This window comes from Micromonospora sp. U56 (assembly GCF_018070095.1).
Taxonomy (GTDB): Bacteria; Actinomycetota; Actinomycetes; order Mycobacteriales; family Micromonosporaceae; genus Micromonospora; species Micromonospora purpureochromogenes.
This window is the reverse complement of sequence record NZ_JAGPYL010000031.1, coordinates 1-23842: the sequence shown is the minus strand read 5'-3', so window position 1 is coordinate 23842 and position 23842 is coordinate 1. Positions and strand designations below refer to the sequence as shown.

General features: G+C 71.9%; 26 protein-coding genes and 1 riboswitch. Of the genes, 15 read left to right on the top strand and 11 right to left on the bottom strand.

Annotated elements, in window-relative coordinates:
• Nucleotides 1–49: 49 nt before the first annotated feature.
• The 4 genes from rfbA to KBX37_RS13510 all read left to right on the top strand — a co-directional run bounded on the left by rfbA (nucleotide 50) and on the right by KBX37_RS13510 (nucleotide 3300).
• Entirely contained in the window at nucleotides 50–937 is an 888-nt protein-coding gene (rfbA, locus tag KBX37_RS13525) for a glucose-1-phosphate thymidylyltransferase RfbA (RefSeq protein WP_210776249.1), read from the top strand.
• A gap of 58 nt (nucleotides 938–995) precedes the next feature.
• Nucleotides 996–1619, top strand: coding sequence for a dTDP-4-dehydrorhamnose 3,5-epimerase family protein (locus KBX37_RS13520; protein WP_210776248.1), 624 nt, complete (start codon nucleotides 996–998; stop codon nucleotides 1617–1619).
• Between the two features lie 68 nt (nucleotides 1620–1687).
• Entirely contained in the window at nucleotides 1688–3046 is a 1359-nt protein-coding gene (pafA, locus tag KBX37_RS13515) for a Pup--protein ligase (RefSeq protein ID WP_210776247.1), read from the top strand.
• Nucleotides 3047–3105: 59 nt separating this feature from the next.
• Nucleotides 3106–3300, top strand: a complete 195-nt coding sequence (locus KBX37_RS13510) for a hypothetical protein (protein WP_088964671.1) — start codon at nucleotides 3106–3108, stop codon at nucleotides 3298–3300.
• 103 nt (nucleotides 3301–3403) lie between these two features.
• Here KBX37_RS13510 and KBX37_RS13505 read toward each other — a convergent pair whose 3' ends face one another.
• Complete coding sequence (locus tag KBX37_RS13505; RefSeq protein ID WP_210776246.1) at nucleotides 3404–4489, bottom strand: DUF3866 family protein; 1086 nt, start codon at nucleotides 4487–4489, stop codon at nucleotides 3404–3406.
• A gap of 43 nt (nucleotides 4490–4532) precedes the next feature.
• Entirely contained in the window at nucleotides 4533–5036 is a 504-nt protein-coding gene (locus KBX37_RS13500; protein ID WP_247657939.1) for a hypothetical protein, read from the bottom strand.
• A 307-nt stretch (nucleotides 5037–5343) separates the two neighbouring features.
• Here KBX37_RS13500 and KBX37_RS13495 point away from each other — a divergent pair, with 307 nt between their 5' ends.
• The 5 genes from KBX37_RS13495 (at nucleotide 5344) to tatC (ending at nucleotide 9105) form a co-directional block, all read left to right on the top strand.
• On the top strand, nucleotides 5344–6342 hold the full coding sequence (locus KBX37_RS13495) for a YafY family protein (protein ID WP_210776245.1): 999 nt from the start codon (nucleotides 5344–5346) through the stop codon (nucleotides 6340–6342).
• Nucleotides 6339–7364 carry a YafY family protein gene (locus tag KBX37_RS13490; protein WP_210776244.1) on the top strand — a complete coding sequence of 342 codons (1026 nt, stop codon included), beginning with the start codon at nucleotides 6339–6341 and terminating at the stop codon, nucleotides 7362–7364. Before KBX37_RS13495 ends, KBX37_RS13490 begins: the two co-directional genes overlap by 4 nt.
• A 10-nt stretch (nucleotides 7365–7374) precedes the next feature.
• On the top strand, nucleotides 7375–7623 hold the full coding sequence (locus tag KBX37_RS13485) for a hypothetical protein (RefSeq protein WP_210776243.1): 249 nt from the start codon (nucleotides 7375–7377) through the stop codon (nucleotides 7621–7623).
• A gap of 213 nt (nucleotides 7624–7836) precedes the next feature.
• Nucleotides 7837–8133: a Sec-independent protein translocase subunit TatA gene (gene tatA / locus KBX37_RS13480; protein WP_210776242.1), complete on the top strand. Its 297-nt coding sequence runs from the start codon at nucleotides 7837–7839 to the stop codon at nucleotides 8131–8133.
• An 18-nt stretch (nucleotides 8134–8151) separates the two neighbouring features.
• Nucleotides 8152–9105 carry a twin-arginine translocase subunit TatC gene (gene tatC / locus KBX37_RS13475; RefSeq protein ID WP_210776241.1) on the top strand — a complete coding sequence of 318 codons (954 nt, stop codon included), beginning with the start codon at nucleotides 8152–8154 and terminating at the stop codon, nucleotides 9103–9105.
• Between the two features lie 175 nt (nucleotides 9106–9280).
• On the opposite strand, the gene KBX37_RS13470 is transcribed toward tatC, so the two are convergent.
• The 4 genes from KBX37_RS13470 to KBX37_RS13455 form a co-directional block, all read right to left on the bottom strand.
• Complete coding sequence (locus KBX37_RS13470; protein WP_210776240.1) at nucleotides 9281–9985, bottom strand: C39 family peptidase; 705 nt, start codon at nucleotides 9983–9985, stop codon at nucleotides 9281–9283.
• Between the two features lie 414 nt (nucleotides 9986–10399).
• A complete protein-coding gene (locus KBX37_RS13465; RefSeq protein ID WP_210776239.1) occupies nucleotides 10400–11392 on the bottom strand; it encodes a hypothetical protein in 993 nt (330 codons plus the stop codon).
• Nucleotides 11392–12006: a DUF6114 domain-containing protein gene (locus KBX37_RS35610; protein WP_307849058.1), complete on the bottom strand. Its 615-nt coding sequence runs from the start codon at nucleotides 12004–12006 to the stop codon at nucleotides 11392–11394. Before KBX37_RS35610 ends, KBX37_RS13465 begins: the two co-directional genes overlap by 1 nt.
• Nucleotides 12007–12074: 68 nt before the next feature.
• Complete coding sequence (locus KBX37_RS13455; RefSeq protein WP_210776238.1) at nucleotides 12075–12686, bottom strand: DUF6230 family protein; 612 nt, start codon at nucleotides 12684–12686, stop codon at nucleotides 12075–12077.
• A 490-nt stretch (nucleotides 12687–13176) separates the two neighbouring features.
• Between KBX37_RS13455 and KBX37_RS13450 the strand changes: the two genes are divergently transcribed.
• From KBX37_RS13450 to KBX37_RS13430, 5 genes are all read left to right on the top strand, one after another.
• The gene (locus KBX37_RS13450) at nucleotides 13177–15057 is read left to right on the top strand and encodes a gamma-glutamyltransferase family protein (protein ID WP_210776237.1); all 1881 of its coding nucleotides are present in this window, start codon (nucleotides 13177–13179) and stop codon (nucleotides 15055–15057) included.
• Nucleotides 15058–15331: 274 nt separating this feature from the next.
• Entirely contained in the window at nucleotides 15332–17572 is a 2241-nt protein-coding gene (locus tag KBX37_RS13445) for a HAMP domain-containing protein (RefSeq protein WP_307849057.1), read from the top strand.
• Between the two features lies 1 nt (nucleotide 17573).
• On the top strand, nucleotides 17574–18812 hold the full coding sequence (pgsB, locus tag KBX37_RS13440; RefSeq protein ID WP_210776236.1) for a poly-gamma-glutamate synthase PgsB: 1239 nt from the start codon (nucleotides 17574–17576) through the stop codon (nucleotides 18810–18812).
• A complete protein-coding gene (locus KBX37_RS13435) occupies nucleotides 18812–19297 on the top strand; it encodes a poly-gamma-glutamate biosynthesis protein PgsC/CapC (protein WP_210776235.1) in 486 nt (161 codons plus the stop codon). Before pgsB ends, KBX37_RS13435 begins: the two co-directional genes overlap by 1 nt.
• Before the next feature lie 44 nt (nucleotides 19298–19341).
• Nucleotides 19342–20391 (top strand): NlpC/P60 family protein, encoded by a 1050-nt coding sequence (locus KBX37_RS13430; protein ID WP_210776234.1) that lies wholly within the window; start codon nucleotides 19342–19344, stop codon nucleotides 20389–20391.
• Nucleotides 20392–20427: 36 nt separating this feature from the next.
• On the opposite strand, the gene KBX37_RS13425 is transcribed toward KBX37_RS13430, so the two are convergent.
• The 5 genes from KBX37_RS13425 to KBX37_RS13405 form a co-directional block, all read right to left on the bottom strand.
• Entirely contained in the window at nucleotides 20428–21174 is a 747-nt protein-coding gene (locus KBX37_RS13425; protein ID WP_210776233.1) for an amino acid ABC transporter ATP-binding protein, read from the bottom strand.
• Nucleotides 21171–21968 carry an amino acid ABC transporter permease gene (locus KBX37_RS13420; protein ID WP_210776232.1) on the bottom strand — a complete coding sequence of 266 codons (798 nt, stop codon included), beginning with the start codon at nucleotides 21966–21968 and terminating at the stop codon, nucleotides 21171–21173. Before KBX37_RS13420 ends, KBX37_RS13425 begins: the two co-directional genes overlap by 4 nt.
• 43 nt (nucleotides 21969–22011) lie before the next feature.
• Nucleotides 22012–22872, bottom strand: coding sequence for an ABC transporter substrate-binding protein (locus tag KBX37_RS13415; RefSeq protein WP_210776231.1), 861 nt, complete (start codon nucleotides 22870–22872; stop codon nucleotides 22012–22014).
• 101 nt (nucleotides 22873–22973) lie between these two features.
• Nucleotides 22974–23123 (bottom strand): hypothetical protein, encoded by a 150-nt coding sequence (locus KBX37_RS13410; protein WP_210776230.1) that lies wholly within the window; start codon nucleotides 23121–23123, stop codon nucleotides 22974–22976.
• 32 nt (nucleotides 23124–23155) lie between these two features.
• Nucleotides 23156–23267: riboswitch (SAM riboswitch) on the bottom strand.
• A gap of 55 nt (nucleotides 23268–23322) precedes the next feature.
• Nucleotides 23323–23490, bottom strand: coding sequence for a hypothetical protein (locus KBX37_RS13405; RefSeq protein ID WP_210776229.1), 168 nt, complete (start codon nucleotides 23488–23490; stop codon nucleotides 23323–23325).
• A 60-nt stretch (nucleotides 23491–23550) separates the two neighbouring features.
• On the opposite strand from KBX37_RS13405, the gene KBX37_RS13400 reads away from it, so the two are divergent.
• On the top strand, nucleotides 23551–23842 hold a 292-nt coding region (locus tag KBX37_RS13400), incomplete at its 3' end, for a hypothetical protein (protein WP_210776228.1).

Here is a 23842-nt window from a genome sequence, read left to right as displayed (position 1 = left end):
GACGGCGACCCCGGTGTCCGTTTGACGCCGGTGCAGGTAGTCTCCCCGGGTGCGTGGAATCCTTCTCGCTGGTGGCACCGGATCCCGGCTCTGGCCGATCACCCGGGCGGTCTCCAAGCAGCTGATGCCGATCTTCGACAAGCCGATGGTCTACTACCCGCTGTCGACCCTGGTGATGTCCGGGGTGCGGGAGATCCTGGTGATCACGACGCCGGAGGACCAGTCCCAGTTCGAGCGGCTGCTCGGTGACGGCAGCCAGTGGGGCCTGCGGCTGGAGTACGTCACCCAGGCCCGCCCGGAGGGCATCGCGCAGGCGTTCGTCCTCGGCGCGGACTTCATCGGCGACGAGTCGGTGGCGCTGATCCTGGGCGACAACATCTTCCACGGCGCGGGCCTGGGCCGGCAGCTCGCCGCGCACGGCGACCCGGTCGGCGGGCGGGTGTTCGCGTACCCGGTGGCCAACCCGGAGGCGTACGGCGTGGTCGACTTCGACGACGAGGGCAAGGTGCTGTCGATCGAGGAGAAGCCGGAGAAGCCGAAGTCCCGGTACGCGGTGCCGGGCCTGTACTTCTACGACAACCGGGTGGTGGGTATCGCCCGCGACCTCAAGCCCAGCGCCCGGGGCGAGCTGGAGATCACCGCGGTCAACGAGGCGTACCGGGAGGCCGGGGAGCTGTCGGTGACCGTGCTGGACCGGGGCACCGCCTGGCTGGACACCGGCACCTTCGCCTCGATGATGCAGGCCGGCGAGTTCGTCCGGGTGATCGAGGAGCGCCAGGGCATGAAGATCGGCTGCGTCGAGGAGGTGGCCTGGCGGGCCGGCCTGATCGACGACGACCAGCTGCGCGCGCTGGCCGAGCCGCTGACCAAGAGCGGTTACGGCGACTACCTGCTCGGCCTGCTGGCGGAGAAGCACGGCGAGGCGGTGGCTCGGTGAGCGCGAGGAGTGAGCCGGTTCTGCGAGCCCCGCAGTCGCGAACGATGGTGGCACTGTGATGAAGGTCCGGCAGTTGGGTATCGAGGGCGCCTGGGAGATCAGCCCGCAGCAGCACGGCGACCCGCGCGGGCTGTTCATGGAGTGGTACCGCTTCGACCGCCTCGCCGACGCGGTCGGGCATCCGCTGCGGCTGGCCCAGGCCAACCTGTCGGTCTCCGCGCGCGGCGTGGTGCGCGGCATCCACTTCGCCGACGTGCCGCCCGGCCAGGCCAAGTACGTCACCTGCGTGCGCGGCGCGGTGCTGGACGTGATCGTGGACCTGCGGGTCGGCTCGCCGACGTTCGGCCGGTGGGAGGGCGTCCGGCTCGACGACGTCGACCGGCGTGCGGTCTACCTCAGCGAGGGGCTGGGGCACGGCTTCTGCGCGCTGACCGACGACGCGACGTTGAGCTACCTCTGCTCGACGACCTACAACCCGACCGGCGAGCACGCGGTGCACCCGCTCGACGCCGACCTGGCCATCGAGTGGCCGGCCGAGGCCCCGCAGCTCTCCGCCCGGGACGCCGCCGCGCCGACGCTGGCGCAGGCCCGCGAGTCCGGCCTGCTGCCGGAGTACGACGCCTGCCGGGCGTTCACGGCGAGCCTGCGGCCGGACGGAATGTCGTACTCGGACGGTATGTGATCGACCGGAGAGCACGACCTGTGCGGTGACAGTGACGAACGGGGCCTCCGGGCGGCTAATGTCACAGCATGGAGCGGCGAATCTTCGGCCTCGAGACCGAGTACGGCGTCACCTGTACCTACCGCGGGCAGCGTCGGCTGTCCCCTGACGAGGTCGCCCGGTACCTCTTCCGCCGCGTCGTGTCGTGGGGGCGGTCCAGCAACGTGTTCCTGCGCAACGGTGCCCGGCTCTACCTGGACGTCGGCTCGCACCCGGAGTACGCCACCCCGGAGTGCGACTCGGTGGTGGACCTGGTGGCCCACGACCGGGCCGGCGAGCGGATCCTGGAGGGGCTGCTCGTCGACGCCGAGAAGCGGCTGCACGACGAGGGCATCGCCGGAGAGATCTACCTGTTCAAGAACAACACCGACTCGGCCGGCAACTCGTACGGCTGCCACGAGAACTACCTGGTCTCCCGGCACGGGGAGTTCGGCCGGCTGGCCGACGTGCTCATCCCGTTCCTGGTCACCCGTCAGCTGATCTGCGGCGCCGGCAAGGTGCTGCAGACCCCGCGCGGCGCGGTGTACTGCCTGTCGCAGCGGGCGGAGCACATCTGGGAGGGCGTCTCCTCGGCGACCACCCGCAGCCGTCCGATCATCAACACCCGCGACGAGCCGCACGCGGACGCCGAGCGGTACCGCCGGCTGCACGTGATCGTCGGTGACTCGAACATGAACGAGGTCACCACGCTGCTCAAGGTGGGCAGCGCCGACATCGTGCTGCGGATGATCGAGGCCGGGGTGGTGATGCGCGACCTGACGCTGGAGAACCCGATCCGGGCCATCCGGGAGGTGTCGCACGACATCACCGGCCGGCGCAAGGTCCGGCTGGCCTCCGGCAAGGAGGTCAGCGCGCTGGAGATCCAGCAGGAGTACCTGTCCAAGGCGACCGAGTTCGTCGAGCGCCGGGGCGGCGACCAGACCGCCAAGCGGGTGGTGGAGCTGTGGGGCCGGGTGCTCGGCGCGGTGGAGAGCGGCGACCTGGACCCGGTGGCCCGCGAGATCGACTGGGTGACCAAGCTGCGGCTGATCGAGCGCTACCAGCGCAAGCACGACCTGCCGCTGTCGCACCCCCGGGTGGCCCAGATGGACCTGGCCTACCACGACCTGCGGCGCGGTCGGGGCCTCTACGGGCTGCTGGAGCGGCGCGGGCAGGTCGACCGGGTGGCCACCGACCCGGAGATCTTCGAGGCGAAGGAGACCCCGCCGCAAACCACCCGGGCCCGGCTGCGCGGCGAGTTCATCCGGCACGCCCAGGAGAAGCGGCGCGACTTCACCGTCGACTGGGTGCACCTGAAGCTCAACGACCAGGCGCAGCGCACCGTGCTCTGCAAGGACCCGTTCCGGGCGTACGACGAGCGGGTGGAACGCCTGATCGCCAGCATGTGAGGACGTCGGCGGCCGGTGCCGGGCACCGGCCGCCGACGCACCGGTACGCTGGCGTCGCGATGAACACTTCCTCACCCTCCGACCGCGATCGCGGCACCGAGAAGCTGAACTGGGTCGAGCGGCGCCGGGAGAAGATCCGCGCCGAGATCGAGCGCAACCGCCGCGGCGAGTACACGGTGCCGACCTGGGTGCTCGCGGTCGCGCTGGTCGCCATCGTCGGTGGCTGGCTGGCACTGATCTTCCTCGTCGGCTGATTCCGCGCGGCGCGGTTCGCGGCGAGTCGGGGTGACCGCCGGCCAGGACACCGCGCCACCGCAGACGGTGGGACGGGCCGACGCGCCGCGCTGAGCCGGGGGGTCAGACCGCCAGGCGGGCCGCGTGCCGGCCGGCGGCGGCCGCCGCCAGGAAGTAGGCGTGATCGGCGTCCAGGCCCCGGCCCATGGTGGACAGCGTCACCGGCAGGGCGCGCAGCGCCGCGTCCAGGCCGTCGGTCGGCACCCGGACCAGGGTGTGCCGCCCGGCGAGGGGGGCCAGCGCGGCGTCCACCTCCGCGGCCAGCGCCGCGTGCAGGCCGTCCGGCACGACGAGGTCCGCCGGGGCGAGGGCGACCCGGCCGTACGCGGTCAGGCTGTGGTGGGAGACGCCGCGGTGCCGGGGGCGGGGGTCGGCGTCGGAGATCCGCAGCGAGCCGACCGGCCGGCCACCGAGGGTGGCGACGGCGTTGACCGCCTCGCCGACGGCGACCCCGGAGAAGCCCCAGGTGGTCCCGGTGCCCAGGTTGCCCGGGCCCTGGGCGACGATCGCCACGTCGGCGCGGAGCACGTGGCGGGCGGCCAGCAGGCCGCTGTGCAGGGTGGTGGCCTCCAGGTCGCCGCCGAACGCCTGCCCGACGCTGACCGTGCCCACCAGCCCGCCACGCAGCCCGTCCAGGGTGCGGGAGAACCAGGCGGGCAGCGCACCCCCGTCGGTGAGCAGGTACGCCACCCGGGCGTCGGGGAAGTCGGCGCGTACGCCGGCCAGGATCGCCGGCAGCGCCGAGTGCAGGTCGGCGGTGACCACGGGCAGCCCGTCCAGGCTCTCCGCCCGGGCCAGCAGCTCGTGGTGCTCCGACGCCTCCTCGTCCACCCCGAGCATGATCGCCTGCAACGGGGTGTAGCGGGCCTTGACCAGGTGACCGGCGTCCCGGGTGTCGCCGGCCTGCGGCGGGTCCGGCGGCAGCCGGTCGGGCAGCGCCACGACCAGGGCGTAGCCGCCGGTGCCCAGCCCCATCAGCAGGGCGCCGGCGTTGAGCAGCACCCGGTCGCCGGGTACCGGGTCGCCGACCAGGGCGGGGTACGCCAGGGCGCGCAGGCCGCCGCCGTCGGGCAGGTCGACGTCGAGTTCCACCGCGCCGGCCCACCGCCGTCGTACCGCCGTCACCGTTCCGGACCGCCATCGCACCATGCCGGGCACGCTATCCGCGCCCGGCGGCGGCGCCGCGCCCGGGTCAGGGCGGGCCGGGCCGCCGGTGGTCCTGCTCCTGGTCCTGGGTACGCCGGGCCCGCCGCCCCGTCGGTGCCGGGTATCGAGCGGGTGGGATCGAGGAAGACGAACCGGATCTCCGGGTAGCGGTCGGTGAGCCGGCGCTCGGCCTCGTCGGCGGCGGCCTCGATGTCGGCGCCGGTGGCCTGGTCCTGGAAGTCGACCTTGGCGGCGACCAGGATCTCCCCGGGCCGAGCAGCATGGTCATCAGCGTGTCGACCCGGTCGACCGCCGGCAGGCCGGCCAGGTCCCGCTCGATCTCGCGGTGCAGCCGCTCCGGCACGGACCGGCCGACCAGCAGCGACAGGTTGCTCCAGGCCAGGATGGTCGCCACCACCAGCAGCAGCAGCAGACCGATCCCGATCGAGGCGAGTCCGTCCCACAGTTCGTCGCCGGTGAGGTGGGACAGGCCCAGCCCGACGGCGGCGAGGAGCAGGCCGACGAGGGCGGCGCTGTCCGCCAGGAACACCGCCCTTGACGGTGGTGTCGGCGGTCAGCCGCAGGAACCGGCGCGGGCTGGTCCGCCAGCGGCGGGACTCGTTGCGCACCCTGGCGCACGGCCCGGGTCAGCGAGATCGACTCGATGACGAAGGACACCCCCAGCCGGGCCCGCCACCACGACGGTGCCGACGCTCTCGGCCTTGACTTCGCCCTCCGACATGCGCCTCACCCCAGGGCGGTTGCGCCGCCGCCGTCGGGTGACCGGCGGCAGGGCGCCGCGCGCCGCGCCCGCGCGGGTGCACGGCCGCGGCGCGCGGGCTGCTAGCGTTCACGTCGTGTCGCGGAGCCGTACCGAACGCCTGGTCAACCTGGTGATCTGTCTGCTGTCCACGCGACGGTTCCTGACCGCCGCGCAGATCGCCGCGACCGTGCCCGGTTACGAGCACGATCCGGACGACGCCAAGGAGCACGAGGCGTTCCAGCGCAAGTTCGAGCGGGACAAGGCCGAGCTGCGTGAGCTGGGCGTGCCGTTGGAGACCGGCACGGCCAGCGTCTTCGACGCCGAGCCCGGCTACCGGATCGCCCACCGGGAGTATGCGCTGCCGGAGATCCCCCTGGAGCCCGACGAGGCCGCGGCGGTGGGCATCGCCGCGCGGCTCTGGCAGCACGCCGGGCTGGCCGCCGCCGCCTCCTCCGGGCTGGCGAAGCTGCGCGCGGCCGGCGTCGACGTCGACCCGCAGGCCACCCTGGGCCTGGAGCCGATGGTCACGGTCGATCCGGCGTTCGCGCCGCTGACCGCCGCCGCGCGGGACCGGCGCGAGGTCGGCTTCGACTACCGGGTGCCCGACCGGGACGCGCCGACCCGCCGCCGGTTGCAGCCGTGGGGCGTGGTCTGCTGGCGCGGCCGCTGGTACGTGGTCGGCCACGACCTGGACCGGGACGCCACCCGCTGCTTCCGGCTCTCCCGGGTGGTGGGCGCGGTCCGGGTCACCGGCGAGCCGGGTGGGTACGAGCCGCCCGCCGGCGTCGACCTGATCAGCCACGTGGCCCGCTGGTCCGGGCCGGTCGAGCGCACCGGCCGGGCCACCGTGCTGGCCGCCCCGGGTCGCGCCGCCGGCCTGCGGCGCTGGGCCGTGCAGACCCTGCCGGGTCCGGACGGCGACCGGCTGGTGCTGCCGTACGCCGACCCGGACTCCCTCGCCGGCCACCTCGTCGGGTACGGCCCGGACGTGCGGGTGCTGGAACCGCCGGAGGTGCGCGACGCGGTGATTCAACGGCTCAAGGAAATCGCCGTCCGGCAGGACGACCTGGCCGTGGCCGGAGGCCACCGGTGACCCGGCCGGCCGCCCGGAGCGGCTCCCGCACCTCCGCCGACCGGCTGGCCCGGCTGCTCAACCTGGTGCCCTACCTCCTCGCCCGCCCCGGCATCGAGATCGCCGAGGCGGCCGGCGACCTGGGCGTCACCGAGCGGCAGCTGCGCGAGGACCTGGAGCTGCTCTGGGTCTGCGGGCTGCCGGGCTACGGCCCGGGTGACCTGATCGACATGGCCTTCGACGGCGACCGGGTCACCATCACCTACGACGCCGGCATCGACCGGCCGCTGCGGTTGACCCCGGACGAGGCGCTGGCCCTGGTGGTGGCGCTGCGGATGCTCGCGGAGACGCCCGGGGTGGCCAACCGGGAGGCCGTGGAGCGGGCCCTGGCGAAGATCGAGAACGCGGCCGGCGACCTGGTCGGCACGCCGGTGGCGGTGCGGCTGCCCGGGGACACCCGGCAGGTCGAGGCGCTGCGGTCGGCGGTCGAGGGCGGCCGGGCGCTGCGGATCACCTACTACACGGCGGCGCGGGACGAGACGAGCGAGCGCACCATCGACCCGCTGCGGATGCTGATGGTCGGCGGCCGGGCGTACGTGGAGGCGTGGTGCCGCCGGGCCGAGGCGGTCCGGCTGTTCCGGGCCGACCGGATCGACGCGGTCGCCGAGCTGGACGAGCCGGCGGTGGTGCCGCCGCAGGCGCGTCCGCACGACCTCACCGAAGGGGTGTTCCGCCCCTCGCCGGACCTGCCGCTGATCACCCTGCGGATCGGTCGGGGCGAGCGGTGGATCACCGAGTACTACCCGTGCGAGCGGGTGGAGGCCGGCGACGGCGACCAGTGGCTGGTCTCGCTGCGGGTGACCGACCTGGGCTGGGCCCGCCGGTTCGTGCTCGGGCTGGGGCCGGACGTCACCGTGGTGGCCCCGGCCGAGCTGGCCGATCAGGTGCGGGCGCAGGCGCTCGCCGCGCTGGAGGCGTACGGGACGCCGGTGGGCGACAACGCGCCGTCAGCCGACCCGGCGGTGGGGGCCGTCACCCAGTAGGCTGACCGCCGTGGTGAAGTGGATCGTTCTCGCGGTGGTGCTGTTCGCACTCGTCGTGCTGGCCCTGGCGGTCCGGCCGGTGCTGGCGCGGCTGCCCCGGCTGCGTCGGGCGGCGCTGGCGCTGCAGCGACGCCAGGCCGACGCGGACACGCTGCGCGAGGCCGCCGAGGCGCTCTCCGAGCGGGCCGAGACACTCCAGCGGCAGGTCGAGACGACCCAGCAACGGGTGGAGCTGATCAAGGCCAAGCGGGGTAAGTGATCGACCCCGGTCGGTGAATCGCGCGTCGGCTGCGCGATCCGGGTTCCTTTCGCGCACGGATGGACGTCCCCAGGTGGTTGACGGGACACGCGAGGGTGGTCAAGACTTCACCGGCCGGACGCGTCACCAGCGGCCCGGCGGGTGGCAACGGCTCTCGACGCACGTACGATGGGCTGCGACACACCCTTCGACACAGAGCGACTGGAGCTTCCCATGGGTGCCCTCAAGCCGTGGCACATCGCCGTACTCGTGGTCGTGCTGATCCTGCTCTTCGGCGCGAAGCGGCTCCCCGACGCGGCTCGCTCGCTGGGCCGCTCGCTGCGGATCATCAAGGCGGAGACCAAGAGCCTGCAGGACGACGACCGCGACCTGGCCGAGAAGGCCGACGCGCAGGCGGGCTACCAGCCGCTGCCGCCGCACGCGGGCCAGCAGCAGTACGCCCCGCAGCAGGCCCCGCAGCAGCCGGTCGCCCCGCCGGTCGACCCGGTGCAGCGCGTCCGCGACAACTGACCGAAGGGCCCGAGCACCGTGGCCTTCGCGCTTCGCAAGCGCGGCCCGAGCGATTTCGAACGGGCCGCCGACGGCTCCATGACGCTCATGGAGCACATCCGTGAGCTGCGCAACCGTCTCTTCCGCGCCTCGCTGGCGATCCTGGTCGGCTTCGGCTTCGGCATCTGGCTGGCGACACCGGTCCGGGAGCTGTTGTCCAAGCCCTACTGTGACCTGCCACAGGCGAAGGACCCCGAGACCGGACTGTGCAAGTTCGTCCAGCTCGGTGTGGCCGATGTCTTCCTGCTGAACCTGAAGATCGGCCTCTGGGTCGGGCTGATCATCGCGGCACCGGTCTGGCTCTATCAGCTCTGGGCGTTCATCGCGCCGGGCCTGCACCGGAACGAGCGGCGGTACGCGTACGTCTTCACGGCGCTCGCCGCGCCGCTCTTCGCGGCCGGTGCGGTGCTGGCGTTCTTCGTGACCACCAAGGGCCTGGAGTTCCTGCTCGACGTCTCGGGTGACGACATCTCCACGACGCTGGAGGTCACCCGGTACATCTCGTTCGTCACCAACCTGATCCTGCTGTTCGGGGTGGCGTTCGAGTTCCCGTTGATCGTGCTGATGCTCAACTTCGTCGGCCTGGCCAGCGCGCGGAAGCTGCTGAGCTGGTGGCGGGTGGCAGTCTTCGTGTTCTTCGCCTTCTCGGCGGTGGTCACGCCGACCCCCGACCCGTTCGGCATGACGGCGTTGGCGATCTGCCTCTGCGCGCTCTACTTCGCCGCGGTCGGGGTGGCCTTCATCAACGACAGGCGGCGGGGTCGGGGCAAGGAGAGCTACTCCGACCTCAGCGACGACGAGGTGTCGCCGCTGGAGTTGGACCCCGAGCCGGTCGAGGCGTCCGCGCGGGTGGACTTCTCCGGGCCGGTCGGCGCGCCCGCGCCGGTCGCTGCGCCCGCCCCGATCGACCGCCGCTTCGACGACATGACCTGACGGCGTCCGCGCCCCGGGCTGTCCACGACGCCGCCTCCGCCTGCCGGGGGCGGCGTCGCCGTGTCATCCCTGCCAGACGACGAAAGCCGGCGGACGTCAGGAGCGGCGATGGGTCGACACCGGCGTGGGCCGGGCCCCGTTCGGGACCCGGCCGGCGGGAACGTCCTGATCGGGGCTAGCTCGAGTAGCCGCGCGCGGCGATCCAGTCGGCGAGTTTGTCGTCGGTCATCCAGTAGGTCTTCGTCGGGTCGTACGGGTCGGCGACCTTTATGGTGTCACCGCCGTCGCGGTATCCGACGATGGTCAGATAGTGTCCGCCCTCGTACGAGTAGCGGTTGCCCTCGGTGTCGACCGAGGTGCCCATGATGTTGGCTACCACGCCACGATTGGCGTCGACCGCCTCCACCACGTCGTTACGCAGCTCGGCTTCCTGCTGCGGGTCGGCCTCGGCGCTCTGGATTTCGGTGGTCTCGTAGCCGCCGGCGGTCATCTCGTTGAGCACCCGGGTGGTGGCGTCGACGGAGTCGGTGCCGGCCTGTGTAGTGCCCAGCTTGTCGGCGACCTCGCGTTGGCTCACCACCTTGCCCTGTGTGGACAGGGCGATCCGGGTGGCGGCCGGCGCGCAGTAGTACTCGTTCGGCTGCCGCTGATAGTCGTAGTGGAGCACCCGCTGACCGTCCTCGGGCGCAGGCGCAGGCGCCGGCGGGGGCGCGGGCGGCGGCGGGGGCTGGTCGGCGGAGGCGGGCACGCTCTGCACCTGGGCCGGTCGCGACGGGGTCATCGGATCGGCGGACGCCTGCGCAGCGATCGCCGAACCAGTGAAGGCGCCGCTGGCCAGCACGGCAACGGACAGCACGCTCTTACGGAACAGCGGATTCATCGTGATGCTCCCCTCGACTGGTCCTACCTGCCGTCGCCCGCGGCTTACCCGGGCCCGGTCCGCGAAAACGCGCGACACTACCCGAGTAGCGGGGGTTCCGGCCGGCTTTGCGCAATCACGCGCGGAAATCCCGCAGGAGGAGTACAAGCGGCTCGGGGCGCGTGCAGGCCGGTGCGAAAGGTGGCGGTGGGACCGGGCGCGACGGGAGGAATGTCGGGGTCGCTCATCCCACGCGGCCAGCGCTCATGCTGACGAGTCCTGGGCGGCATAGGCCGCGGAGCGTGGATTGTCGTGGCCGTCCGTACGGCCCCGATGGGGGGCATGCGGTGACGCGGAGGTGGTCATCGAGCCGGGGTTGAGGATCGCGGGTCTGACCGAGGGTGCAGCCCTGCCCGGAGCAACCGCGCGAGGTCGTCAGTTCACGCTGAGCTTCAGCGCCGGCCGGGCAGTGAGCGAGCGGCCGTCCAGGAAGGCCAGGTCGACAGCCACGCCACTGAACGTGACCGGGCCGGGTGGGGTGGTGGCGATCCCCGGGGGGAGCGGCAGGTCCGGGCTCAGCGTGATCGTCACGCCGAGGATTCGTCCGACGAATCGGGTGGCGTAGACGGCGACCTCGCCGCCGAGCGTCAGCTGGTCGGTGGCGACCCGCACGGCGCGGCCCGCCGGGCCGGGCGCGCGCAGTCGGGCGTCGTCGGTCATCACCCGATCCATGCTGAACTTCAAGGCCCGCAGGGTGCCGCCGGCGGTGGGCAGCTCGACGATCCCCTCGATCCGCAGCCCCGTCATGGTCATCGTGGAGCCGGTCAGGTGGACCGGGCTCTTTGCCACCAGCGGCTGGCCGGGCTCGGCGGGGATCCGCGGCAAGGTTCTCCCGGCCCCGGGGGCGGTCGGGGCCGGCTCGGGGCGGGCACAGTCGAGAGCCAGGACGATCGGCCCGGAGCCGGCGGCCAGCAGGGTCGAGAGCGGTGGCGGCCCGGGTGCAGCCGCACGCTCCGGCTGCGCCCTGGCGCTTTCCTCGTCATCCTGGCCCCCGTGGAACGCGCCGAGGCCGCCGAGGCCGCCGAGGGCGAGGACGTTCCGGTTCGCCTTGGCGTACCCGCTCGGGCTGATCGAGGACGAACCGGTCGGCCCGTCCGACGCCGGTTCGGTCGGGCAGGTGGGTCCGTCCCGAGCCGGGGCGGGTACGGCCGACGCCCTCGCCGGACCGGGCGCGGCGAGCGTCACGGTGGCGGAGATCCCGAGCAGCCCCAGCAGCGCCGCGAAGAACCGTAGGCCGCGCGGTGGGGGCCCCGGCTGCTCGGGCTTCGTCCGCTCGGCCGGCCAGAGCCTCGGGGCCGCAGCGGACTCCTGGTACGCGCCGGGCGACGGCCGGGTGAGGTGCAGCCCCAGGCTGTCCCGGCCGGACATCAGTTCGTCGACGAGGGCCGGCTGCCCGTGCTGGGGGCAGCGTCGGGGGCCGACAGGTCAGCTCCCGAACCGGCCGTGGGCTGATCCCGCCCCGTCCCGTCCGCCGGCGTCCCGGGCCGCGCCGTCTCGTCGCCCGCGGCCTCGTCGGGCACGCTCGCGTCGTCCGCTGGCTCGTCCCGTGTCCCTGCCGCGCCGGCCGGTTCGCTGGCCGGCGCGGCGCTCGGCGGGGTGTCCGGCGTCCAGGCGAAGCCGAGGGCGCTGCCGACCAGGCCGAGCAGCAGACCGACGAAGAAGCCGCCGAGGTTCACCCCGATCAGCGAGAAGAGCGCGGTCACGGCGGCGACCACGGCGTAGAGGACCCGGTGTGGGGGCTTGAACCACATCAGCAGCCCACAGGTCACCAGGATGGCGGGGATCAGCCAGGACAGGAAGCCGGTCGTCCCCATCCGGAGCGCGAGGCCGGCGAGCGACATCTGGGTGGTGCCGAAGATCTGCAGACCGGCCAGTGCGGTGAACAGGCCGCCCCAGAATGGTCGGGTCCGCCGCCAGCGGCGGAAGCCGCGCAGGTCGCGGAGCTGCTCCGGCCGGGCGTTCCGCGGTTCGCCGTTGTCCACCCATGCCTCCTGCCGAATGAGGGGTCGAGCGCAGCCCCCGCCACACGGAGAGCGGGGCGGTGGTCAGCTCAGAAGCACTCCTTGGCGGCCGCGCCCGTCTTGACCTTCAGCTTCAATCCGGTGAGGTTGAACGTCCTGGCCTGGGTGGAGCGGGTCACCTGGCGGAGGTTCGTGATCGTGACGGTGTCGGCCTGCTGGCCGAACGTCCCCCGGGGGCCCTTCGCGTTCTCGGGACCGCCCTCGAGGGTCGACGCGTCCCGATTGATCTGGATGTTCGTGAACCGGGCGTCACCCTCGAGCTGTTCCGCCTCGATCAGCAGGTCGGTGGCGGTGGCCGGCCGGCCACCGCCGCCGGCGTTGATGGTGATCACGACGGGCGCGCCGGGCGCCTTCACCGACTGGCAAAGGTCGAAGAGCTGCGCCCTGCGGATACCGGTGGTCGCCACCGGGTGCCTCGTCCCGTCGACCTCCGTGGCGACGCCGCCGTACTGGACGAAGCCCTCACCGCGCAGCTCCGAGGCGGAGACCTTGAACGTCTGCCCGGAGACGGCGAACGAGGCGGCCATGGCGCCGTTGGCCATGCCGAGCACGATCGCGCCGGCGACCGCGGTCGCCGGAACCGCCAGGGCGGCGAAGCGCCGCCAACGGGTACGTCCCGGGATGTCGGACCTCTCCTGCACGGTTCCTCCTCAGGGTGGATGTCGTGCCGGTGGTCGGACGAGCGCCAACGAGGGCTCGTGGCCAGCTGGGCGATGACGGAGGCCGGGATGGGCCCACCCCCTGCGCATGCGCCAGCAGGCACCGCCACCCCGACGCTAACACGCTGTAAACAGCAGGGTGCGGATTCGTCACCTAGCGTCAGGCGCCATGGGTTGCCTCGGCGCGCGAGGTCGTTCGCCGCGCTGCCCGGTGCCACCTTCGACACCCTCGTCCCAGCGGCCACGACTTCTCGCGATGCCCTGCGGGGTCACCCGAACGAGAACCATGATGCCCGTGTCGGCTGCCTTTCACGTCGGTGCGTCGGCGACTGTGCCCACGTGCAACCGAATGTGCCAGCCCAAACGGCGGGAGCCGTCCTTTCGGAACGGACAGCAGGGCGAAGGCCTCACGCGATCCCAGCAGACAGCTTCGTGTCCCGAGGCCGCGGCATCAATCCCGGGAGGTTGTTGTATGTACGCACGGAAGCGGCGCCTCTACCTGTCCGCGCTGGTGCTGACGCTCGTCTTTCCCGCCCTGTCGTCAGCGGTCCCCGGAGCGAACACGGCTGCCGCGCGTGCCGAGTCGTGCGCGAACCCCACCACCGGTCGGGAAACCGACGCCGTGGGTCGGAAGTTCATGGTCGCGGCCGCCAATCCCTTCGCGGTCCAGGCCGGTTGCAAGATCCTCGCCAGAGGCGGCACGGCCGCGGATGCGGCGGTGGCGGTGCAGGCTGTCCTGGCCGTCGTGGAGCCACACGCCTCCGGGCTGACCGGTGGCACCCTCATCAACTACTGGGATCCCGACAAACACACCGTGCGGTACTTCGACGGCATGTCCCGAGCGCCGAAGAACGTGACGCAGAACCTGATGACTCCCACCGACCAGGAGCGCAAGGCGCTCGGCGTCGACCGCTTCCCGTACGCGGCGCAGGCGACGGCCCGGGCGTTCGGCGTTCCGGGCACGCTGCGGGTGCTCGCGGACGTCCACGAGGCGTACGGGGATCTGCCCTGGAACGAGCTCTTCGACGACGCCATCAACCTGGCCGCGAAGGGCTTTCCCATGCCGGAAACCCTGAGCAGCGGGCTCGATGAGCGCTTCGTTGGGCGCAAGCGCTGCAACTACCCCGATCTGCGCCCCCGCTACTGCAACGGGGACAAGGCCAAGAAGCCGGGTACGACGATTCGCAACCCGGAGATCGCCCAGGTGTTGCGGGAGGTGCGGGACGGCGGGGCGGACGCCTTCTACGACCCGAAGGGCACGATCGCCCCGGCGATCGTGCAGCACGCGGCGAAGGGGCCGATCAAGCTCAAGGGGAACACCGCCGGCCCGGTCGTGATTCCCAGTCTCATGACCGTCGAGGACTTCGCCGAATACACCCCCACCGAGCGCAAGCCGCTGTGCCGGAAGGTGTTGGGCGTGCTGGTGTGCACGTCGGCGCCGCCCGCGTTCGGGGGAGTGTCCGTACTGGAGATGCTGGGGCTGCTCGCCCGCGGCAAGGTGGGCGAGAGTGAGCCGGACTCCGCCGATCGGATGCACCTCTTCGTCGAGGCCAGCCGCCTGGCCAACTTCGATCGCCGGGCGTACATCGGGGACCCGGCCTACCACAAGGTGCCGGCCGACGGTCTGCTGGACAGCAAGTATCTCGACCAGCGCTTCTCCCTCTATTCTCCGGACCGCGCGATCGACCCGATCGAGCCGGGCAAGCCGCCGGACCGGATCCCTCCGGGGCCGACCGGGGACGTCCCGAGCACCATCGACGTCGGCGACCCGACCAGCAACGTGAGCATCGTGGACAGTGCCGGCGAGGCCGTGTCCATGACGACCACCATCAACACGCACTTCGGGGCGCACCTCGAGGCGCGGGGGATGATCCTCAACAACGCGATGAGCAACTTCACCGACACGTCGTCGGTCTCACCCGGCAAGCCGGTGAACGTCATGCAGTCGAATAAGCGCCCCACCGCGTCGATGGCGCCGACCATCGTCCTCGACGAACAGGGACGGAAGCTGAAGCTGGTGGTGGGCGCCGCCGGCGGCTCGCACATCCCGGACTACGTGACCCAGGCGCTGGTTGGTGTGATCGTCGACGGCATGGGGCCGGCCGAGGCCATCGACCAGGGGCATTTCAGCGGGCAGGACATCACGCGCAAGTGCGACGGGTCGGTCGGGGCTCCGTCCGAACTCGAAGCGGGCCGGCGGATCAGCGCGATCATGGCCGAACTCGTGGTCCGGGAGCACCCGTGTCCCCGGCTCATCGCACTGGACAGCGGTCTCACCGCGATCGAGGCACGCGGCGACCAGCTGCTCGGCGCGGCGGACAAGCGCCGGGACGGCAGCGCGATCGGGCGCTGACGTACCGGTTCACCTCCGCGGTGTGAGGCGTCCTCACCCCGCCGGCCGCCACGCTGGTGCCACCGCTCGACGCGGCCGCGACGCGGATTCGACCCCCGCCGAGTTCATCCCGGTCGGGTGAAGTCTCCTCACCCTGCCGAGTTCGATGATCGACATGACGCGCAAGTTCCGATGTCGCCGAGAGCGAAGGGTCGCCATGAACAGCAGGAACGGAGGCGAGCAGCCCGCCCCCGACCGGGGTCGCGATCAGCAGCCCTTCCGCGGACGCGCGTCCGTGCCGTCAGTGCCCTCCGACCCGCCACAGGAGCAGGCGGTCCCATGGCGGCGGCGGGCGCTGGACCAGCAGCTCCCGACAGCCGGCTTTCCCGCCGGCTCCGGTAAGCCGTCGCTGCTGTATCTCTGGGCGATCATGGGTCTGGCGGCCGCCATCGTGCTCGGGTTCGCCATCAACAACCAACGGGGCGTCCCCCCGGCCGTCGTCGACTCGCAACGGGACAACGTGTCGAAGGTCGCCTCCAGCATGCGGCTGACCATCAACCACTACGTGGAGGACCTCGACCAGCGCATCGTGGCTCGGCCCCCGACGACGCCCGACCCCGAGTTCGTCAAGCAGGTGGTGGGCAACGGTACGGAGTGGACCGGGGCCGCGATCGTGGAGACCGCCTCGCGGCGCCCGTTGGCGACCGCCGGCACCGGCGTACCGATGGAGCTGCTGCCACCGGCGCTTCCCGCCAAGGACACGTTCCCGATCACCACTCCGGACGGGCCGACGCTGATCCGCAGCGTCGCGCTGGACGGCTCGCGGACGCTGCTGGCGGCCCAACCGCTCGACGTGGACGAACTCCGCCTCAACCCCAACGCCCGACAGGGCATCTTCGTCATCACGCCGGATGGCAAGAGCACCCTGATGCAGGGGGTCAGCGCCGTACCCGATGTCCACCTGCCGGTGGTCTTCCAGGGGCTGGCGCAGTCCCAGTCCACCGAGGGCCACCCGATCCGGGTGACGGAGTGGCTGAACAAGCAACTGGTCGTCTCCTCCGCTCCGGTGGGGGAGACCGGGGCGACGGTGGCGACCCTCATCGTCGCCGAGGAAACGGGCGGCACTTCCACCCTGCACGGCTTCCTGCTCGGCCTGACCCTGCTGGCGATGGCGGTGCCCAGCTTCCTGCTGATGCGGCTGGCACTGGTCAGCCCCGTCCGGTCGCTGCTGGAGCGGGCCAAGGCTGACGCCTGTGGTGAGGTCCCCGACAAGCGGTACCCGTTGCGCATCGCGGAGGCCCACCGCATCGCCCGGGCACTGTCCCTCACGTCCGACGATCCATCGTCCGGCACCGTCGGCCGGAAGCGCTGGCGGTGGCGGTGGCGACCGACCGCGAACCAGGGCCTGGCCCTGGCCACCGTCGTGGCGCTGCTCTGGCCGGCGGCGGCGGTGGCCTACACGCTGAGCTCACCTGAGCCGCCGATCCCCAACCAACTCGTCCGGGACGAGGAGAGCAGGGCCGAGGCGGCGAGCAACGTGATGGGCAAGGCGCTGAACAACGGCCTGCAGACGGTGACCCGGATCTCCCAGGCCTCGGAGGCGACGCCCGACCCGGCTCAACTGGCCCCGCAGCTGAAGCAGGAGCTGGCCGACAAACACCGCTTCCGCAGCCTCTACCTGATGGACCCGAACGGATCGGTCGTCAGCGCCGCGGGACGGGAGCCGCTCCGCAAGGAGCCGCTGCGCGGTGAGACCGGCATCGAGCTGGACGGCGCAACCGCGCGCGTGCCGCTGGTGTACGCCTTCCGGGTGGCTCCCAACGGCGTCGCGACCGTCGGCGAGTTCGACATCGACTACCTGTTGGAGATGATCCGGGCGGTGGACGGGCAGGTACGGGTCGTCGACGAGGACCTGCGCACCGTCTTCGACTCCAACGGCTTCCGCGCCTTCCAGCAGTTGGAGGGCACCGCCCGGGTGGCCGCCTCCGAGGCGCTGAAGGGCGGCACCGTGGGTATGGCGAAGACGCCGGACGGCCGGCCCGCGCTGATCGCCGCCGCCGGGCTGAACAAGCCGAACACCGTCGCTCCGCTGAAGTGGTCGCTGGTGGTGGAGCAGGACCTGGCCGGGCTGCGGCTGCCGGAGAGCGACGGCCGGCGGTGGACGCTGCTCGTGGCCGGTGCCACGACGGGCGTGGTGCTGCTGACCCAGACGTGGCAGTACTTCGTCTTCGCGCGGCCACTGCGCCGCCTCGCCGTGCAGGCCGACCGGATCAGCGACGGGGACGTGGAGGAGTCGATCTCGCCGCAACGCCACGACGACATCGGGGCGTTGGCGATGTGCCTGGAGGTCTGCCGCCAGGTCCGGCACACCGGCTCCAGTCGGCTGGGCGGTGCGAGCCGGCTGCGCGGCACGGAGGAGGACCGCACCGTCGTGCTGCCCGAGGTCCCGCCGCAGCCCGAAGCCGGTCGGGCCACTCTCTGGTACAGCGAGAGCGCCGACGACACCCGCGCCGACGACCGAGACGAAAGGAGCTGACGTGGTATACCTCTACGTCGTTTTCGTCCTCTGCTGTGTGGCCCTGTTCGGCGCGGGGATGGTCGAGCAGCGTAACCACTATCGCAACCTGAACATGATTCCGGACCGGGTGCTGGTCAACGGCATCCGGGGCAAGAGTTCGATCACCCGGCTCTGTGCCGGCGCGTTGCGCGGCGGTGGGCGCGTGGTGGTGGCCAAGACCACCGGCACGGCGGCCCGGTTCATCTTTCCGGACGCCAGCGAGGAGCCGGTGCACCGCAAGTTCGGCATCGCCAACGTGGTCGAGCAGATCGGCATCGTGCGGCGGGCCTCCGTCTACCACCCGGACGCTCTGGTCATGGAGTGCATGGCGGTGATGCCGGCGCTGCAGGAGGTCAATCAGAGCAAGCTGATCCGGTCGAACATCGGGGTGCTGTGCAACGTGCGCGAGGACCATCTCGCCGAGATGGGGCCGACCCTGGACGACGTCGCCCGGTCGCTGAGCCGGTCCATGCCGGTGGGCGGCACCTGCATCACCGCCGAGCGGGAACGGCTCGCGATCCTGCAGGAGGAGGCCGACCGGCGGGACTGTCGCCTGATCGCGGTCGACCCAGAATCGGTCAGCGACCACGAGATGAACGGTTTCGGCTGGATCACCTTCAAGGAGAACGTCGCGATCGCGCTGGCCGTCGCCGGGGAACTGGGCGTCGACCGGCAGAGCGCGCTGCGGGGCATGTGGGAGGCGCCGCCCGACCCGGGCGTGCTCTCCGTGGCCCGGGTGATGCACGGCGACAAGCGGTTCCGGTTCGCGAACATCTTCGCCGCCAACGACCCCGAGTCGACCTTCATGAACATCCAGCAACTGGAGGACCAGCAGCTCATCACCCGTCCGCTGACAATGGTGATCAATTGCCGACCCGACCGGATCGAGCGCAACGGGCAGATGGGCGAGCTGAGCGGCCGGGTGCGACCGGAGACCATCGTCCTGATCGGAGAGGTCACCAAGAGTGCCCGCACGACCGTGCCCGGGGACCTTCAGGACCGGGTGGTCGACCTCGGCGGCAAACCGGACCCGGACAGCCTGCTGCAGGGCGTGACCGCAGCGACCCCGGACGACTCCTCGATCGTCGCCGTCGGGAACATCCACGGGCAGGGTGAGGTGCTGGTCCACCAGCTGGCGACACTGCCGGGCTGGACCTGCGAGGACGGCTCTCCCTCCGCCTCCACCCTTCGTACGTCCACCGGAGAAGGGAGCCACTGATGACGTTCGGCGGAGAACTCAGCGCCCAGCTGGCCACGGCGAGCCTCGGCATCGGGCTGGTGTTCGCCCTGCTGTGTTACCTGACCACCAACCTCTCGCCCGGCGGCATGATCACCCCGGGCTGGATCGCGTTGACCCTCATCGAGGACCAGCTCCAGTCGGTGATCGTGGTCGGGGTCACCATCGTCACCTTCCTCATCGCCCGGGTGATGCACCGCGTGATCATCCTTTACGGAAAGCGGCTGTTCGCCGCGATCGTGCTGGTCAGCGTCCTGTTGCAGCTGACCATGTTCGTGCTGGTCCAGCGCGACCTGCCACTGCTGTTCGCCCACCAGACGCTGGGCTTCGTGATTCCCGGGCTGATCGCCTACCAGCTCGTGCGCCAGCCGCCCAGGGCGACCATTCTGGCGACCGTCATCGTGACGGCGATCACGTTCGGCATCACGTACAGCGGCGTTGTCGCGGGCTTCGTGCCGGTGACCTGACCCTTCCGTCCGCCTCGCAAACGTCATCGAAAGGAGAAGCAGGAATGAGCTACCGCAGGTACCTCCGCAGGCCGGCCGTGTCGAGCGTCATCGGGCTCGTCCTGCTGATCACCGCGAGCATGCTCACCTACCTGGTGGCCCGGCCGTCGCCGGCCGACGAACGCGAGCTGACCCTGGGCCTGGCGAAGGCGACCGAGGGCCAGGCGGCCGGCGCGTCGGGCTACCACTACCAGCGGTCGTCCGAACCGGACCGTACGGAGATCATGGACTCGTCGGGGGAGCCGGTCGCGGTGATGACCGACGGGGCGCGGACCGCGCACATCTACGGTCCGTCCCGGACGTTCGAGGAGCCGAGCTTCACGGACGCGAAGGTCGAGACCGACATGTGGGTCCGGCTCGCACCGCAGCCGTGGCGGGCCGGCGCCGAACAGGAGCAGTGGTTCATCGACTGGTTCGCCGCGGCCCGCCGGGACCGCTCGCCGGACGTGCTGGCGATCTCCTTCGAGTACGTCGACGGGGCCCCGGTGAAGCGGGACAACCAGGGACAGCAGTATTCCGGCGACGCCTCGTTCGGACCGCCGGACCCGGCGGACCCCGACGGCCGCCAGGAGCGCTCCGACTTCTACGACTACCTGGGTCTGCCCTGGTCGTTCCCGGACGGCAAGGCGGTGGTGCCCGAGTCGCAGCGCAAGCTGGCCCTGGACTGCTCCGGCTACCTGCGGATGGTCTACGGTCACCGGCTCGGATATCCGCTGCGCGGTACCAACACCCCGGGCGAGGGTCTTCCGCGCCGGGCGTACGCCATGGCGGAGCTTGGCCCCGGTGTCCAGCTGATGCCCAACTCGGGCCAGCGGGCCCGCGGAATCGACAAGCTGCTCCCGGGTGACCTGGTCTTCTTCAACGCCCAGCCGATACCGAACCGCCAGATCGACCACTCCGGCATCTACCTCGGCATCGACGACGGCGGGCACCACCGGTTCATCTCCAGCCGGTCCCAGACCGACGGTCCCACCATGGGTGATTTTTCCGGTGCACCGCTGCTGGACGGGGTCGGCTACTGGCCGGACCGGTGGCTCACCGCCCGCCGGATCTGATCGACCCACCGGCGGGTCTGCCGCTGCCCAGGGTCCTCAGAGCACCTGGGACAGGAAGCGGCGCAGCCGGGGGTGCTCCGGCGCCTCGAAGAGCGCGGCCGGCTCCCCGGCCGCCAGCACCACCCCGTGGTCCATGAACGCGACGGTGTCGGCGACCTCGCGGGCGAAGCCCATCTCGTGGGTGACCACCACCATGGTCATGCCGCCGGCGGACAGGTCGGCCATCACCGCGAGGACGCCCTTGACCAGTTCCGGGTCGAGCGCCGAGGTGGCCTCGTCGAAGAGCATCACCTGCGGTTGCAGCGCCAGCGCCCGGGCGATGGCCACCCGCTGCTGCTGCCCGCCGGACAGGTGCGCCGGTCGGGAGTCCGCCTTGCCGGCCAGCCCGACCAGCTCCAACTGGGCGCGGGCGACGGCGGTGGCCTCGTCCTCGGCGAGCTTCCTGATCCGGCGCAGCGCCAGGGTGATGTTGCGCAGCACGCTCATGTGCGGGAAGAGGTTGAACTGCTGGAAGACCATGCCGACCCGCTGGCGCAGCGCGTCCGGGTCGTCGCGCAGCACGCTGCGCCCGTCGAGCAGCACGTCACCCCGGTCCGGCTCGATCAGCCGGTTGATGGTGCGCAGGAGGGTGGACTTGCCCGAGCCGGACGGGCCGATCACGCAGGCGGTGCCGCCGCGCCCGACGTCCAGGTCGGCGCCGCGCAGCACCCGGTTGGCGCCGAAGGCGAGGTGGACGTCCCGGACGGCGAGGCTGACCGAGGTGGTGGTGTCGGTGCCGGTCATCGGTGGTCCTTCCCGGTCGGAGTCTGCGGGGGCAGGGCGGTCTCGCCGGCCAGGGCCAGCCCGCCGTCGTCGTCGGGGTCGACGGTCACCGACCGTCCCTGGCGCAGCCGCCGGTCGATCCAGTTGACCGCGTGGGTCAGCGGCACGGTCAACGCGAGGTAGAACAGGCCGGCCAGCAGCAGCGCCGACTCGTTGCCGGTGGTGGCGGCGTAGTCCTGGCCGATCCGGAACAGTTCCCGCTGGCTGGCCACCAGGCCGAGGAAGTAGACCAGGCTGGAGTCCTTGATCAGCGCGATCAGCTGGTTGACCCAGGCCGGCAGGACCCGGCGTACCCCCTGCGGGATGATCACCAACCGCATCGCCTCGCCCCAGGAGAAGCCGAGCGCCCGGGCCCCCTCCAGCTGCGCGGCCTCGACGCTCTGGATGCCGGAGCGGAAGATCTCCCCGATGTACGCGCCGGCGATCAGCGACAGCGCCAGGATGCCCAACGGGTACGGGTTCGGCCCCCAGAGCTCCATGCCGAGCGGCGCCAGGCCGACACCGATGAGCAGGATGGTCGCCGCGGCCGGCAGGCCGCGGAAGACGTCCGTGTAGACCCGCGCCGGCCACCGCAACCATCGGGTACGTGAGATGCCGGCGATGGCCAGCAGCATGCCGAGGATCGAGCCGAGCAGGGCGGCGGAGATCGCCAGGATCAGCGTGTTGGGCAGCCCGACGGTCAGCATCTCGGGCAGCGCCTCGCGCATCGAGTCCCCGTCGAAGAAGGTCTCCCAGAGGGTGCTCAAGGTGTCCATCGGTCTCGTCCCCGTCCCCCCTGCTCGCTCGTCATCCGTACCGTCAGGAGGTGGTCGACGCCGACGCCGCCGGCACCGCGACGGTGCCGCTGCCGGGCTTGAAGTCGGCCGGGATCGGCCGGCCCGGGTAGTACTGCGCCTGGAGTCGGGTCCAGGTGCCGTCGGCGATGACCTCGTCGAGGCCCTTGTTCAGCGCCTCGCGCAGCTTGTCGTTGCCCTTGGCGAACGCGTACGCCGTGGGGGCGGGGCTGAGCTGCTTGGCCGCCACGCTGATCTTGCCGTTGCTGTCCGCCGCCGACTTCTCGCCGATCTCGGCGGGGGCGATCCAGGCGTCGGCGGTGCCGGCCTTGAGCTGGTTGATCGCGCCGTTGTAGTCGGGTACCCGGACCGGGTCGAGGTTCCGGCCGGTGGCGTAGTCGTCCTGCACCGTGCCCTGCACGACGACGACCCGCTTGCCGGCGAGCTGGTCGAAGCCGGTGATCGGGGAACCGGCGGGCACGTCGAGGCCGAAGTAGCCGAAGTCGTAGCCGTTTCCGAAGTCGACGGTCTTCTTGCGCGCCTCGGTGATGGTGATCGAGGAGCTGCCGATGTCGAACTTGCGGTTGTTGACCTGGGACAGCAGCGCGGAGAAGTCGGTCCCGATGAACTCCACCTTCAGGCCGACCTTCGCCGCGGCCGCGGTGAGCAGGTCGTTGTCGAAGCCGGTGAACGTGCCGTCCTTCAGGTACACGTTCGGCGGCGCGTCGGTCAGCGTGCCGGCGCGCAGCACGCCCGGCTGGAGCAGGCCGTACGGGTTGTCGGCGGCCTCGGACGAGTCGTCGCCGCAGGCGGTCAGCGCGGTGGCGGCGAGGACGGCGGCGGCGCCGAGCGCGGCCACCTTGGACAGAGCGGGAAGGAATCGCACAGGTGTCTCCGGGTTGATCGGTCGGCGGGCACACGGGCGCGCCGGGAGACGGCGTGCCGGACCGGCACGCCGCTGCGGTGGTACGAGGAAGGGGTCGTCGACTACGCGGTCGGGCGGCGACAGCCGTCGCTGCAGACCCGCATCAGGTCGACGTGTCGCCGCTTGACCAGCATCAGGCCGGCAGCCGGCGCGTCGGACGGGGCCGCGGGTACGGCGCCGCCGACGGGCCGGGCGAAAAGATCAGCAGACATGGTTCTCCTGGGTCGGTGCTGACCTGGGAACCAGGCCACGCTTGCACCGGTGCCACACCGGTGCCTGGTCCTCACCCGGAGCACCCCACCGTGGAGGAGGGTTGCCGGCCAGCAAGCCGGGGCTTGACGCTGGCGCTCATGACCTGCCGAGAAGGCTAGCAGCCGGGCCGGGCCGATCGTCCAGCCGTTATGACGGCCCTCACGTCGGCCCCTTACCGCCGGCCAGCGTCACCAGGCGCCGGGGGTGGTCGGGTGCGACGTCGTCGACGACGCCCTGGGCCACCGCGCCGGAATTGGCCGGCGCGAACCCGGCCGACCGGTGCCAGGGTCGGGGGACCGGGCCGGCTCCGTCGGGATGACGTTGCACCCAGGGCTGCCGCTCCACCGGCACCGTGGACCGCCACCGACCGCCGAGGAGGGCGCTGCGATGACCGATCCGCTGCGGGACGCCGACGGGGACGAGGCGCTGCGCCGGGTGTACGAGGCGGCCGGGCCGTACCTGTCGTCGTTGGCGGACCGGCCGGTGCACGACCCGGACAGCCAGGCGCTGCTCGGCCAGCTCTGGGAGCCGGCCGACGGCGGCGCGCTGCCCGAGCGCGCGGGCGCGGCCGCCGCGCCGGAGCGGTTGCTGCGGGGCGGGACGGCCGCGGCCACCCCCTGGTGGGGCGAGCGGCACGGCGTCGACGGCGCCGCGGGCGGGCTGGCCGGGCGGCCCCGGC